The 12,421-nt window shown below is 44.1% G+C and carries 12 protein-coding genes; 6 read left to right on the top strand and 6 right to left on the bottom strand.

Going from position 1 to position 12,421, the window contains the following annotated elements:
* The first annotated feature begins 4 nt into the window (after window positions 1–4).
* The 3 genes from eno to K2225_RS07185 all read left to right on the top strand — a co-directional run bounded on the left by eno (window position 5) and on the right by K2225_RS07185 (window position 2,565).
* Window positions 5–1,291, top strand: coding sequence for a phosphopyruvate hydratase (gene eno, locus K2225_RS07195; protein ID WP_146816834.1), 1,287 nt, complete (start codon window positions 5–7; stop codon window positions 1,289–1,291).
* A 90-nt stretch (window positions 1,292–1,381) separates the two neighbouring features.
* Window positions 1,382–1,996, top strand: a complete 615-nt coding sequence (locus K2225_RS07190; protein WP_220584130.1) for a YdcF family protein — start codon at window positions 1,382–1,384, stop codon at window positions 1,994–1,996.
* Window positions 1,975–2,565 (top strand): nitroreductase family protein, encoded by a 591-nt coding sequence (locus tag K2225_RS07185; RefSeq protein ID WP_220584129.1) that lies wholly within the window; start codon window positions 1,975–1,977, stop codon window positions 2,563–2,565. The genes K2225_RS07190 and K2225_RS07185 overlap by 22 nt, the downstream gene beginning before the upstream one ends.
* Before the next feature lie 2 nt (window positions 2,566–2,567).
* Here K2225_RS07185 and ytzI read toward each other — a convergent pair whose 3' ends face one another.
* From ytzI to K2225_RS07155, 6 genes are all read right to left on the bottom strand, one after another.
* Window positions 2,568–2,735 (bottom strand): YtzI protein, encoded by a 168-nt coding sequence (gene ytzI / locus K2225_RS07180; protein WP_220584128.1) that lies wholly within the window; start codon window positions 2,733–2,735, stop codon window positions 2,568–2,570.
* An 83-nt stretch (window positions 2,736–2,818) separates the two neighbouring features.
* Window positions 2,819–4,537, bottom strand: coding sequence for a phosphoenolpyruvate--protein phosphotransferase (gene ptsP / locus K2225_RS07175; protein WP_220584127.1), 1,719 nt, complete (start codon window positions 4,535–4,537; stop codon window positions 2,819–2,821).
* Window positions 4,538–4,541: 4 nt separating this feature from the next.
* Entirely contained in the window at window positions 4,542–4,808 is a 267-nt protein-coding gene (locus K2225_RS07170; RefSeq protein ID WP_220584126.1) for a phosphocarrier protein HPr, read from the bottom strand.
* A 56-nt stretch (window positions 4,809–4,864) separates the two neighbouring features.
* A complete protein-coding gene (locus tag K2225_RS07165) occupies window positions 4,865–6,739 on the bottom strand; it encodes a PTS fructose transporter subunit IIABC (RefSeq protein ID WP_220584125.1) in 1,875 nt (624 codons plus the stop codon).
* Between the two features lie 15 nt (window positions 6,740–6,754).
* Window positions 6,755–7,669 (bottom strand): 1-phosphofructokinase, encoded by a 915-nt coding sequence (gene pfkB / locus K2225_RS07160; RefSeq protein WP_220584124.1) that lies wholly within the window; start codon window positions 7,667–7,669, stop codon window positions 6,755–6,757.
* On the bottom strand, window positions 7,666–8,415 hold the full coding sequence (locus K2225_RS07155) for a DeoR/GlpR family DNA-binding transcription regulator (protein ID WP_220584123.1): 750 nt from the start codon (window positions 8,413–8,415) through the stop codon (window positions 7,666–7,668). The genes pfkB and K2225_RS07155 overlap by 4 nt, the downstream gene beginning before the upstream one ends.
* A gap of 328 nt (window positions 8,416–8,743) precedes the next feature.
* Here K2225_RS07155 and secG point away from each other — a divergent pair, with 328 nt between their 5' ends.
* The 3 genes from secG (at window position 8,744) to rnr (ending at window position 12,410) form a co-directional block, all read left to right on the top strand.
* Window positions 8,744–8,977: a preprotein translocase subunit SecG gene (gene secG, locus K2225_RS07150; protein WP_220584122.1), complete on the top strand. Its 234-nt coding sequence runs from the start codon at window positions 8,744–8,746 to the stop codon at window positions 8,975–8,977.
* A gap of 360 nt (window positions 8,978–9,337) precedes the next feature.
* Window positions 9,338–10,081 (top strand): alpha/beta hydrolase, encoded by a 744-nt coding sequence (locus K2225_RS07145; protein WP_220584121.1) that lies wholly within the window; start codon window positions 9,338–9,340, stop codon window positions 10,079–10,081.
* Between the two features lie 40 nt (window positions 10,082–10,121).
* Window positions 10,122–12,410, top strand: coding sequence for a ribonuclease R (gene rnr / locus K2225_RS07140; RefSeq protein ID WP_220584120.1), 2,289 nt, complete (start codon window positions 10,122–10,124; stop codon window positions 12,408–12,410).
* The last annotated feature ends 11 nt before the right edge of the window (window positions 12,411–12,421 follow it).

The raw sequence follows: 12,421 nt of genomic DNA, 5'->3' as shown, positions 1-12,421 counted from the left end.
ATTCATGCCTTACATTACTGACGTATATGCACGCGAAGTCCTTGACTCTCGTGGTAATCCAACTGTTGAAGTAGAAGTTTACACAGAATCCGGTGCTTTCGGTACAGCACTTGTTCCAAGTGGTGCTTCTACTGGTGAATACGAAGCGGTAGAACTTCGTGATGGTGACAAAGAACGTTACCTTGGCAAAGGCGTACAAAACGCTGTAGATAACGTAAACGAAAAGATTGCTCCAAACCTTCTAGGTATGGACGTAACACAGCAAGTGATCATCGACCAAATGATGAGAGAACTTGATGGTACAGAAAACAAAGGTAACCTAGGTGCGAATGCTATTCTTGGCGTATCCATGGCTGTTGCACATGCGGCTGCAGACGTAGTAGGTCTTCCACTTTACAAGTATCTTGGTGGTTTCACAGCAGCTACGCTTCCAACACCGATGATGAACATTGTAAACGGTGGAGAGCACGCGGATAACAACGTAGATATCCAGGAATTCATGATCATGCCTGTTGGCGCGCCGACATTCAAAGAAGCGCTTCGCATGGGTGCTGAGATTTTCCACGCTCTTAAGAAAGTACTTGGCGGCAAAGGCTATAACACGGCTGTAGGTGACGAAGGCGGATTCGCTCCGGACCTAGGTTCAAACGAAGAAGCTCTATCTACAATCATCGAAGCGATCGAAGCGGCTGGTTACAAGCCAGGCGAAGAAGTACAGCTTGCGATGGACGTTGCCTCTTCTGAGATTTATGAAGATGGCAAGTATAACCTGAAAGGTGAAGGCGTTGTACGTACATCTGAAGAAATGGTTGATTGGTATGAAGAGCTTGTGAATAAGTATCCAATCGTTTCCATTGAAGATGGTCTTGATGAAAACGACTGGGAAGGTACGAAACTTCTTACAGACCGTATCGGAGACCGTGTACAACTTGTCGGTGACGACTTGTTCGTAACAAACACGGAGAAGCTAAGCCGTGCGATTGAAGAAGGCGTTGGCAACTCCATCCTAATCAAAGTGAACCAAATCGGTACACTTACTGAAACATTCGAAGCAATCGAAATGGCGAAGCGTGCTGGGTACACAGCTGTCATCTCTCACCGTTCTGGTGAAACAGAAGACGCGACAATTGCAGACATCGCTGTTGCGACAAATTCGGGTCAAATCAAAACAGGTGCTCCATCCCGTACCGACCGCGTAGCGAAGTACAACCAGCTTCTTCGTATTGAAGACCAGCTGCTTGGAACTGCAACATATGCAGGTAAGAAAGCATTCTACAACTTGAATAAATAAGTTTTAAAATGAGCCTCTCTGATGATTCAGAGAGGCTTTTTTCTATGATATGATGGAATATATATTCAGGGAGTAGGAGAACCAGAAGATATGAAAAGATTCATTCAGATCATTTTATTCTTGATGATAGGTTATGCATTATACACGGGGTATTCCGTGTGGACCTATGGCGATGAAAAAGTATCGGAAGCCGATGCAGCCATCGTCCTCGGGGCTGCACAGTGGAATGGAAAGCCAAGCCCTGTCTTTGAGGGTCGTCTTAAGCAGGGGATTGAATTATATAAAAAAGGACATGTCGAATATTTGATCCTCACGGGTGGTAAAAGTGAGAAGGCTGCTTCCTCTGAAGCAGAAGTAGGGAAAGACTATGCGATGGCGCATGGAGTGAAAGAAGAAGATATTCTGTTTGAGGATCGATCGCTAATCACAGAGGATAACTTGAGTAATGCAAAAGAAGTCAGTTATGAAAAAGGCATTCGTTCTTTTCTTCTTGTGAGCGATCAATTTCACTTGAAAAGAGCTGTGGCCATGGCCGAGCACCTGAATATGAAGGTCGAAGGTGTACCGACTCAGTATTCGGCATATAAAAGCATGGAAACCAAAGTGCCGTTTTTCCTGCGGGAATGGGGCTATTTGGATGGGGCAGCCTGTGACAAAGCTGATCATGTTGTGAGGTGTACGAGATGGAGCTGTTGGAAGCGATAAAAAGCCGTCGCTCGATTCATGAGTATAAAGAGGAAAAAGTGGATAAGGAAGTATTGGGACGCATTTTTGATCAATCTTCATGGGCGCCTAACCATAGGATGAAAGAACCTTGGCAGATCCGTCTATATCAGGATAAAGGAAAAGCGGCGTATGCGGAAGCAGTCATGGAAAGTTATCGAAGGCAAGGGTTCTTTGATGGGTATGACGTAAACAAAACCCTTCGACTCGAGCAAGGCATTCGTGATTTTTTGATGAATATTCCTCACCATGCTTTGATATATATGGAAAGAGACGAGGATATTCGTAAATTTGAAGAAGATTATGCCGCTGTTTGTGCCTATATACAAAATGTTCAGCTTCTAGCGTGGGAAGCAGGAGTTGGCGTTCTTTGGACAACGAGTCCTTATTTACATGATGAACAATTTTCTGAAGCTATAGGACTTGATAGCCGACGTTACAAGTTGGTTTCTGTGTTGCAGATGGGCTACCCAAAACGGATCCCGAAGCCAAAGGTACGTACACCTATCCAACAGAAACTTGACCTATGTGATGGAAATGAAAAAAGCTGACGCTATCTTTGAGCGTCAGCTTTTTTGTGTTCATCTTTATTACGTTTGTCGTCTGGTAATGGGTCAACAGTGTGTTTGTATTCGTAGCCTTTAGAGACAGCCATGCCGAACATGGCGGCAATCCCCAAAACAATCGCGATACATACGATCATGATCACAGTAAATGTCATGGAAACACATCTCTTTCTCGTTTAGAACTAGAGCCGAAAGTAGAACGGCACAAACCTATTGTCCCACACTCATCAAGCAAATACTACTTGGATTGTGTTTTATCTTTGACAAAAGCCACAACTTCTTCTGCTGTACCCATAGAAAGGATTTCTTCTTTATAAGAAGTCCATTCCTTTCTAGATAGATCCCTGATCTGCGTACGAGCAGGAAGGATGGATGTTGCACTCATGCTGAATTCATCCAACCCAAGTCCAAGTAGAAGAGGGATGGCGATTTCGTCTCCAGCCATTTCCCCACACATGCCGGCCCATTTGCCTTCTGCGTGTGCTGCTTCAATGACATTGTTGACGAGGTTAAGAATCGCCGGGTTGTACGGCTGATACAAGTAGGACACGCGCTCGTTCATACGGTCAGCGGCCATTGTATATTGAATCAGGTCATTGGTACCGATACTGAAGAAATCGACTTCTTTGGCGAACTGACGGGCAATTACTGCTGTGGCAGGAATTTCAACCATCATTCCGACTTCGATTTCATCTGAAACATCATGACCTTCTTCCTTAAGGTTCGCACGCTCTTCATCGAGAATCGCTTTTGCTTGACGGAATTCTTCAAGTGTAGCAATCATCGGGAACATGATTTTTAAGTTGCCGTGAACGCTGGCACGCAGCAATGCACGAAGCTGGACACGGAAAATATCATCGCGCTCCAGGCAAAGGCGGATCGCACGGTAGCCAAGGAATGGGTTCATTTCTTCAGGAAGATCCAAGTAGTCAAGCTCCTTGTCTCCTCCGATGTCCAGTGTACGTACTACGACAGGCTTGTCTCCCATTTGCTTCAATACAGAAGAGTATGCATCAAACTGCTCTTCCTCTGTAGGAAGCTGGCTTTTGCCCATATAGAGGAATTCTGTACGGTAAAGGCCTACGCCTTCGCCGCCGTTGTTCAGAACGCCTTCTACGTCATCGGGAGTTCCGATATTCGCTACAAGTTCTACGTGGTCGCCTTCAGAAGTGACAGTCGCTTCATCTTTAAGCTTCGCCCACTCTTGTTTTTGTTTCTCGAAGTCATCCTGCTTTTGTTTGTATTCAGCAATCTGATCTTCACTCGGATCAATGATGACATCACCATTGATTCCATCAACGATGATCATGGTATCCTTCCCAGCCTGGGAAGTGATATTTTTGGTTCCAACAACGGCAGGGATTTCAAGAGAACGAGCCATAATGGCGGAGTGAGACGTACGTCCCCCGATGTCAGTCGTGAAACCTTTTACGTATTGTTTGTTCAATTGAGCGGTATCCGAAGGTGTCAGATCGTCCGCAACGATGACAACTTCTTCATTGATCAATGCTGGATCCGGGAATGTTACACCAAGAAGGTGAGCCATTACGCGTTTCGTAACATCCTGGATGTCTGCTGCACGCTCACGCATATATTCATTATCCATGCCTTTGAACATGTCGATGAACATGTTTGCCGTTTCAGAAAGAGCTGCTTCTGCGTTCACGTTTTCGCTCTTGATCTTGTCTTCGATCGGTTGAATCAATTCTGGATCGCTCAAAACCAATAGGTGTGCAGAAAAGATTTCCGCGTGCTCATCACCTAAAGATTTTCTTGTATGTTCTTTAATTTTTTCAAGCTCTGATTTTGATGTTTCCAGAGCCTCATGTAGACGTTTGACTTCTTGTTCCGGCTGCTCAATATCTTTCTTATCGAAAGAAAGGTCCGGAGCTTCCAAACGGTAAACCTTTGCAATGGCAATACCGTTGGAAGCTGCAATACCTTGAAGCTGTGTCATGCTGTTATTCCCCCAAGCCTTCGTTCTTCATAGTTGTTTCCAAATGGTCGATCGCTTCTTGTTCGTCACTGCCTTCTGCTGAGATTTTAACTTCAGCATCTGCAGGGATTCCAAGACTCATGATTCCCATGATGGACTTAAGATTTACGGATTTCTCTTTGTAATGTAGGTTAATATCAGACTCGTACTTTCCTGCATTTTGTACAAGTACTGTTGCTGGGCGAGCGTGAACACCGTCGGACGATGTGATTTTAAAAGTTTTCTCTACCATTATAATTCCTCCTTAAAAACTTGCTATTGTTTATGAGTTACCCTAACTTTATTATTTTAAGCCTTTTGCAGGTCTTTTTTCAAGAATCCTACAACAATTGCTGAAAGAATTGCACCGGCAATGATTGCCACTAGATAAAGGACGATTTGCATGAATCCACCTTCAACGAGCGGTGCAACGATAATGCCGCCGTGCGGGGCGCGTAGACCGATTCCGAATAACATCGTCAGCATACCCGTCAAAGCACTACCTGCGACCATAGAAGGGATGACGCGGGCCGGGTCTGCTGCGGCGAATGGAATGGCTCCTTCTGTGATGAAGAAAGCTCCAAGTGGGTAAGCGGCCTTCCCTGTTTCGCGCTCTTGTTTCGTGAATTTATTTTTGAAAATAGTCGTAGCTAAGCCCATTGCAAGAGGGGGGACCATGCCGCCAGCCATTGCAGCTGCTATAAATGTATAGTTCCCTGCATCAAGAGCTGCAATTCCGAATGTGTAGGCAGCCTTGTTTACAGGACCACCCATATCGACAGCCATCATGCCACCGACAATCAATCCAAGCAAAGCTAAGTTAGATCCACTCATACTTTCTAAGAATCCGAATAGAGCCGTGTAAACACTAGTCAAAGCAGGGTTGATTAACAGCATGATCATTCCTGTTCCGAAAATCGCAAGAACCGGATAAAAAAGGACCGTTTTCATACCGTCAAGAATCGCTGGTAAACCTTCTAACCATTTTTTAATAAGTAGCGTTAAATAACCGGCTAAGAAACCGGCAATTAAACCGCCCAAGAAACCAGAACCATTACCCGCACCTTCAACTGTTTGAGTAATAGCAATAAACCCACCGATCATACCAGGCGCAAAACCAGGGCGATCAGCGATACTCATCGCAATAAAACCGGCCAATACAGGGACGAGTAAGAAAAAGGCAGCATCTCCGCCAATGGTACTTAACATTTGTGCAAACTGGTTATCTGACTCTATACCGAAGAAGAAAGAAATAGCAATTAAAATCCCTCCACCAACAACGAATGGAAGCATGTTAGAAACACCATTCATCAAGTGTTTGTAGACACCTTTACGCTGGCCTTTATCGTCAGAAGATTCTTTAGTGCTTCCACCACCTTGATAGACCGGAGCATCTTTGTTTACTGCTTTGTTGATCAATGCTTTTGGTTCGTGAATCGCTTTTGCAACCGGAACTTCAATAACAGGCTTGCCATGGAATGGTTCCATATCGACTTTCGTATCAGCTGCCACGATAATGGCATCCGCTTCTGAGATATCTTCATTGGTCAGTCTGTTTTTGATACCGCCAGATCCATTGGTTTGCACTTTGATGTTCACGCCCATTTCCTTTGCGGTAGCCTTCAATTTATCAGCGGCCATAAAGGTGTGAGCAATACCGGTTGGACATGCAGTAACAGCAAGAATCTTACCTGTGTTTTGATCTTCCGTTTCTTCTTCATCATCTTCTTCCGCTTCTTTAGCATTAATCGCTTCAATCACGTCAGCTTCTGTCTTCGCTTGTTCCAACTGCTGACGGAATTTGTTATCCATTAAGAAGGAAGAAAGGCGGGACAGTGTTTCTAAGTGAGTGTTGTTAGCGCCTTCAGAAGCTGCAATCATGAAGAATAGGTTTGTCGGCTGTCCATCCAGGGATTCATAATCTAATCCATCCTGCGATCTTCCGAAAGCGATGGCAGGATCCTTTACAGCAGAAGTTTTTGCGTGCGGGATGGCGATTCCTTCGCCAATCCCTGTGGTACTTTGTTGTTCACGTGCCTCAATGGCTTGTTTGAAATCATCGCGATCATTCAGCTTACCGGCACGATCCAATTGACCAACAAGCTCATCAATTGCCTCTGGCTTGGAAGAGGCAGACATATTCAATACGATCGTTTCTTTCGTCAGTAAATCTGTAATTTTCATGGTGATTCACTCCCCTTAGTTTATATTGGAAACTTGGATATCAGACAGTAATCGTTCTACATCCTCTTTTTGGCAGAGATCATCCTGAAAAGCAGTGGCACTTCCTGAAGCCACACCATAACGGAAAGCTTGTTGGATCGATTCCTCTCTTTCCAGCGCTGCAAGGAATCCGGATACGACAGAATCTCCTGCTCCTACAGAATTTCTCACATGACCTTTAGGTACATTGGCGAACATTTGATGGCTTCGGCCTACATAAACAGCACCTTCTCCGCCCATAGACACAATCACGTGCTCGACACCTTGTTCAACCAACTTTTTGCCGTACTGAGCTGCCTTTTCTTTTGAATCGATGTCAACGTTGAAAAGCTCCCCTAGTTCATAATGGTTCGGCTTCAGTAAGAAGAGTGGGTGACCAAGCATTTGTTCCAGTGCTTTCCCGGATGTATCAGCAACGACCTTCGCTCCACTTTCAGCGCAGATCGAAGCCATGGTTATATAGAAATCGGAAGGCAGAGAAGAGGGAAGACTACCAGCAAGAACAAGAGTGTCTTTATTGGAGAGATCCTTCACCTGGCTTAAGAGCTCTTCTTGTAGACCCTCTGTTATTTCAGCTCCGGGGCCGTTGATTTCTGTTTCCTTGTTACTTTTCAGCTTCACATTCACCCTTGTCGTTTGTGGTGTCTGAATAAAAGCGTGATCAATATCTTCTTGATCAAGAAACTGTTGAACAAAGGCGCCGGTAAAACCGCCGATATACCCGAGCGCTTTTGTTTTGACACCAAGGCGGTTCATAACGCGGGAGACGTTGATGCCTTTCCCACCAGGGTAATAAAAGGTTTCATTTGCCCGGTTCAATGTACCTGCTTCAAATGCTTCTACGTTCATGATGTAATCGATGGAAGGGTTTAATGTACACGTGTAAATCATGTTGTCACAACCTTTATATTGGTTTTCTTACGATATTCTTCTATGGAGGCATCATTATAATCCGTGATGATTTCTGCTTCTGACAGATCAGAGATCTTCATGAAAGCGACCTTCTCAAACTTGGAATGATCGGCAAGCACATACCGATTCTTTGATAAATTCAACGTCATCTGTTTAATCGCCGCTTCTTCGGGATCGGGAGTGGTGTACCCATCCTTCAGGGTGACTCCATTCGCTCCCATGAAGCATTGGTCGAAGCGGTATTGTTGCAGGTTTTGGATCGCACCGGCGCCGACGACGGCGCCGGTCTGGTGTTTGACAAGACCACCAAGGACGTAGGTTTTGATCTGATGGGTATTTAAAGCATCCAAGTGACTCAAACCATTCGTAACGACAATGATGTTCTTCTCTTTAAGGAAAGGAATCATCTCATAAGTGGTCGAACCAGCATCAATGAATATACAGTCCCCTTCTTGAACGAGGGAGGCTGCGAATTGAGCAATGGCCTGCTTCTCGCTATGGAATCTTGTAACTTTTTCCCCCATGGTCGGCTCTTCACTTGCGGAGCTTCTTAACGATGCCCCTCCATGAACGCGTCTTAGGAGTCCTTGTTCCTCCATTTGGTCTAGATCACGGCGGATGGTCGATTCTGATGCCCCCGTTACTTCAACTAGACGTTTGATTTTAGATGTATGATCGTTTTTGACTGTTTTTAATATAAGTTGTTGGCGTTCTGGTGTAAGCATATTCCTACACTCCTTGCTTGTTATCTATATTCATAATAAAAGAAAACCCTTACAAAAATCAACCATAAACTTTCAAAAGTAATCAAAAACAATCAAAAATGTTCATGGAAGCTTAAATGAATGGTGATCCCTCTCACTATTCAGTAAGAATCTTCACCATTCGACCATTAGGTATGGTCCGTATAACGACCGACATTTACTGTCATAATCTATTTCCAATCGTGAAGGTACAACCTTTGTCAGAATACAGAATAAGCTTGCTGATGAGAGGCTTTTATGCTACATTTAATCTAGTTATTTGTACGTTTTTAGGAGGTGTGGGCACATCATGGAAACACTTGCAATTACTTTATTAACCATTAACACGATTGCAATGATCGTCCTTGTACTATTGCAATCCGGAAAGAGTGCCGGTCTTTCAGGAGCGATTTCTGGCGGAGCGGAACAACTATTTGGGAAACAGAAAGCACGGGGAATTGACGCAGTGTTGCACAAAGCAACGGTAGTAACAGGCGTTCTTTTCTTTGTCTTAGCTTTCTTAACTGCATATGTTCTCGGTTAATCAAAAAACTGCGCTTCATAAAACGAAGCGCAGTTTTTTTATGTTCTCCTTTTCAAACTGGATCCTTCACCATAGCTCCCTATTCTTCAAGACTCAGTTTCGAGATGTTTCCGGGATTCGTTACCCAGGTTGAGCGTTAAAAGTGGCTGGAAAGCGAGCTATTTCCCGTAGCCCCAACCACTCAATAAAAGGCTCGAAACTGAGTCTTCCACAATTCTGCAAATTAGCATAATAATAGTGGGAAAAGCCGATTGAGGTTCAAAATGTGCCAGTGGAACTTAATTTTGGTAAAATAGAATACATTGCCCTTTAGAATGAAATCTTAAAAACAGGACATAGATGAAGTAAGGAGAGAATGACATGAAAATTAAACAACCTCAGCCATTTACGTTTGAGGAAGGAGAACGTGCGGTATTATTACTACATGGTTTTACTGGTCACTCTGCTGATGTGCGGATGCTTGGCCGGTTTTTACAGAAGCACGGCTATACAACACATGCACCTATTTATGAAGGGCATGGAAAAGAGCTTGAAGCTTTGATCGACGCTAGACCCGAGGACTGGTGGGCGGATGTTCAGGACGCCTTGAACCACTTGCGCGAACTCGGGTATGAGAAAATTGCTGTCGCAGGTTTGTCCCTTGGAGGCGTACTTGGCTTGAAGCTTGCTTATTCAGAGCCTATAAAAGGAATCATTACGATGTGTTCTCCGATGTTCTTCGACAACGAGAAACAATTGACTCAAGGGTTTGAATTCAAAGCGAGACAGTATAAACAATTGGAAGGGAAAGATAAAGAAACGATTGATCGCGAGGTGCGGGAACTTCTTAATGAATCAGAAGAGATGTTCAAGCAATTGGGCGGGTTTATTACGGAAGTTCATGATGAAGTCGATCAAATCTACACGCCTACCTTTGTTGTCCAAGCAGAAAAAGATGAAATGATTAACACAGAAAGTGCAAACTATATTTATGAGCAAGTAGAAGCTGATCAAAAAGATATTAAATGGTACAAAAACTCTGGTCATGTGATCACGATGGATAAGGAAAAGGAGCAGCTGCACGAAGACATCCTCGCTTTCCTTGAGTCTCTGGACTGGTCATAACGCCGGAGTCTTGTCCTTCATTTAAAAGGAGGTAAGACAATTGAGTATAGAGTTAAAACAGCAAATTTTAGACTTTTTCAAAGAAACAGCATCAAAACCACTATCTGTACAAGAGCTTGAAGAGACATTGGAACTTGGAAGTTCCGATGAATTCAAGGACCTCATGAAGGCACTGAATGAGCTTGAGGAAGAGGGAGAGCTTGTGCGGACCCGTAAAAACCGCTTTGGTCTTCCGGAGAAGATGAACTTGATTCGTGGCCGTATTCAAATGCATGCGAAAGGTTTCGCTTTCCTCATCCCTGATGAAGAGGACAAGGATGATGTGTACATTCATCATTCTGACCTTCATTCAGCTATGAACAATGATAAAGTCCTCGTCCGCATTGAGAAACGGAAAGAGGATGGGACACGGCCGGAAGGTACAGTCATTCGTATTTTGGAAAGAGCAACCACACGTGTCGTTGGGACATACGAATCCAGCCGCAATTTTGGTTTTGTTATTGCCGATGATAAGCGGATTCCAAATGATATCTTCATTCCGAAGAGTCAGAACAATGGTGCCATCGATGGACACAAAGTTATCGTGAATATTACGAAGTTTCCTGAAGACCGGATGAGTGCGGAAGGAGAAATCGTAGAAATCCTCGGGCATAAAAATGATCCGGGAATTGATATCATCTCTATCATTTACAAGCATGGCATCAAAGTAGACTTTCCTGAGGAAGTATTGCAGCAGGCGGCAGACACGCCGGATGAAATCCACCCGGACGAAATCAAGAACCGCCGCGACCTGCGTGATGAAATGATCGTGACGATCGATGGAGCGGATGCTAAAGACCTTGATGATGCCGTCATGGTCAAAAAGCTTGATAATGGGAATTATAAACTTGGTGTTTCCATTGCAGATGTCACTTATTATGTAAAAGAAGGCTCACCGATTGATCAGGAAGCGAGAGAACGTGCAACGAGTGTGTACTTAGTGGATCGTGTTATTCCAATGATTCCGCACCGTTTATCCAACGGGATCTGTTCCTTGAATCCGCAAGTCGATCGTCTGACTTTGACTTGTGAAATGGAAATCAACAGTAGTGGGGAAGTCGTGAACCATGAAATTTTCCAAAGTGTCATTAAGACCAATGAACGAATGACATATAAAGATGTGAACAGCATTTTACAGGACGAAGATCCTGAATTGATGAAAAAATATGAAGAGCTTGTGCCGATGTTCAAAGACATGGAGAAGCTTGCCAGTATTTTGAGAGGAAAAAGAATGGGCCGCGGCGCTATTGATTTTGATTTTAAAGAAGCCGGCGTTGTCGTTGATGAAGAAGGAAAAGCTGTCGACGTCCGTCTGCGGGAGCGTTCTGTTGCAGAGCGTCTAATTGAAGAATTCATGTTGGCTGCAAACGAAACCGTAGCAGAACATTTCCACTGGATGGATGTTCCATTCATTCACCGTATTCACCAGGATCCGGATGAAGATAAGCTGCAGAACTTCTTTGAGTTCGTCGCCAATATGGGGTATTCCGTTAAAGGGACGGCTGACAATGTTCATCCGCAGGCTTTGCAGAAGGTCTTAGAAGAAGTGAAAGGTACACAGGAAGATATGATTATCTCGAAGCTGATGCTGCGTTCCATGCAGCAGGCGAAATATGACCCACAAGGTCTCGGTCACTTCGGTTTGGCTACAGATTTCTATACCCACTTCACTTCTCCGATCCGACGATACCCGGACTTGATTGTCCACCGTCTAATTCGCACTTACTTGGTTGAAGAAAAGCTGGATTATAAGACACGGAAGCATTGGAAAGATCAAATGCCCGAAATCGCCCGCCATTCTTCCGAAATGGAACGTGCGGCAGTGGATGCGGAACGGGAAACGGATGATCTGAAAAAAGCAGAATTCATGCAGGATAAAATCGGAGAAGAATTTGAGGGTGTTATCAGTTCTGTGACCAGTTTCGGAATGTTCGTCGAACTTCCGAACACGGTAGAAGGTTTGGTTCACGTGAGTACATTGACCGACGATTATTATCATTACCATGAAAAACAGTATGCGATGATTGGAGAACGTACGGGGAATGTTTACCGAATCGGTGATGAAGTAACCATCAAAGTGACGAACGTCAATATTGAAGAGCGAGTTGTCGATTTCGAAATTGATGGCATGAAACCGAGAAAAGAACGGAAACGTCCAGAGCGCCCGAAACAGATTAAATCCAAAGGCCCAGACCGGAAAAAAGATAAAAAGAAAAACAAACAAAAAGGAAACAAACCGTTTTACAGAAACAAAGGTGTTCCTAAAAAAGGTAGCAAAAAGAAGAAATAAGAAAAACGCGC

The sequence above is a fragment of the Halobacillus sp. Nhm2S1 genome, assembly GCF_019599545.1.
GTDB lineage: Bacteria > Bacillota > Bacilli > Bacillales > Halobacillaceae > Halobacillus.
The sequence above is the reverse complement of the archived record's forward strand: the minus strand, read 5'-3'. Positions and strand labels throughout refer to the sequence as shown.

Excerpts from the sequence above, each read along its gene's own strand:
- eno (WP_146816834.1), top strand. The coding sequence starts at position 5 with ATGCCTTACATTACTGACGTATATGCACGCGAAGTCCTTGACTCTCGT.
- K2225_RS07190 (WP_220584130.1), top strand. The coding sequence starts at position 1,382 with ATGAAAAGATTCATTCAGATCATTTTATTCTTGATGATAGGTTATGCA.
- K2225_RS07185 (WP_220584129.1), top strand. The coding sequence starts at position 1,975 with ATGGAGCTGTTGGAAGCGATAAAAAGCCGTCGCTCGATTCATGAGTAT.
- ytzI (WP_220584128.1), bottom strand. The coding sequence starts at position 2,735 with ATGACATTTACTGTGATCATGATCGTATGTATCGCGATTGTTTTGGGG.
- ptsP (WP_220584127.1), bottom strand. The coding sequence starts at position 4,537 with ATGACACAGCTTCAAGGTATTGCAGCTTCCAACGGTATTGCCATTGCA.
- K2225_RS07170 (WP_220584126.1), bottom strand. The coding sequence starts at position 4,808 with ATGGTAGAGAAAACTTTTAAAATCACATCGTCCGACGGTGTTCACGCT.
- K2225_RS07165 (WP_220584125.1), bottom strand. The coding sequence starts at position 6,739 with ATGAAAATTACAGATTTACTGACGAAAGAAACGATCGTATTGAATATG.
- pfkB (WP_220584124.1), bottom strand. The coding sequence starts at position 7,669 with ATGATTTACACGTGTACATTAAACCCTTCCATCGATTACATCATGAAC.
- K2225_RS07155 (WP_220584123.1), bottom strand. The coding sequence starts at position 8,415 with ATGCTTACACCAGAACGCCAACAACTTATATTAAAAACAGTCAAAAAC.
- secG (WP_220584122.1), top strand. The coding sequence starts at position 8,744 with ATGGAAACACTTGCAATTACTTTATTAACCATTAACACGATTGCAATG.
- K2225_RS07145 (WP_220584121.1), top strand. The coding sequence starts at position 9,338 with ATGAAAATTAAACAACCTCAGCCATTTACGTTTGAGGAAGGAGAACGT.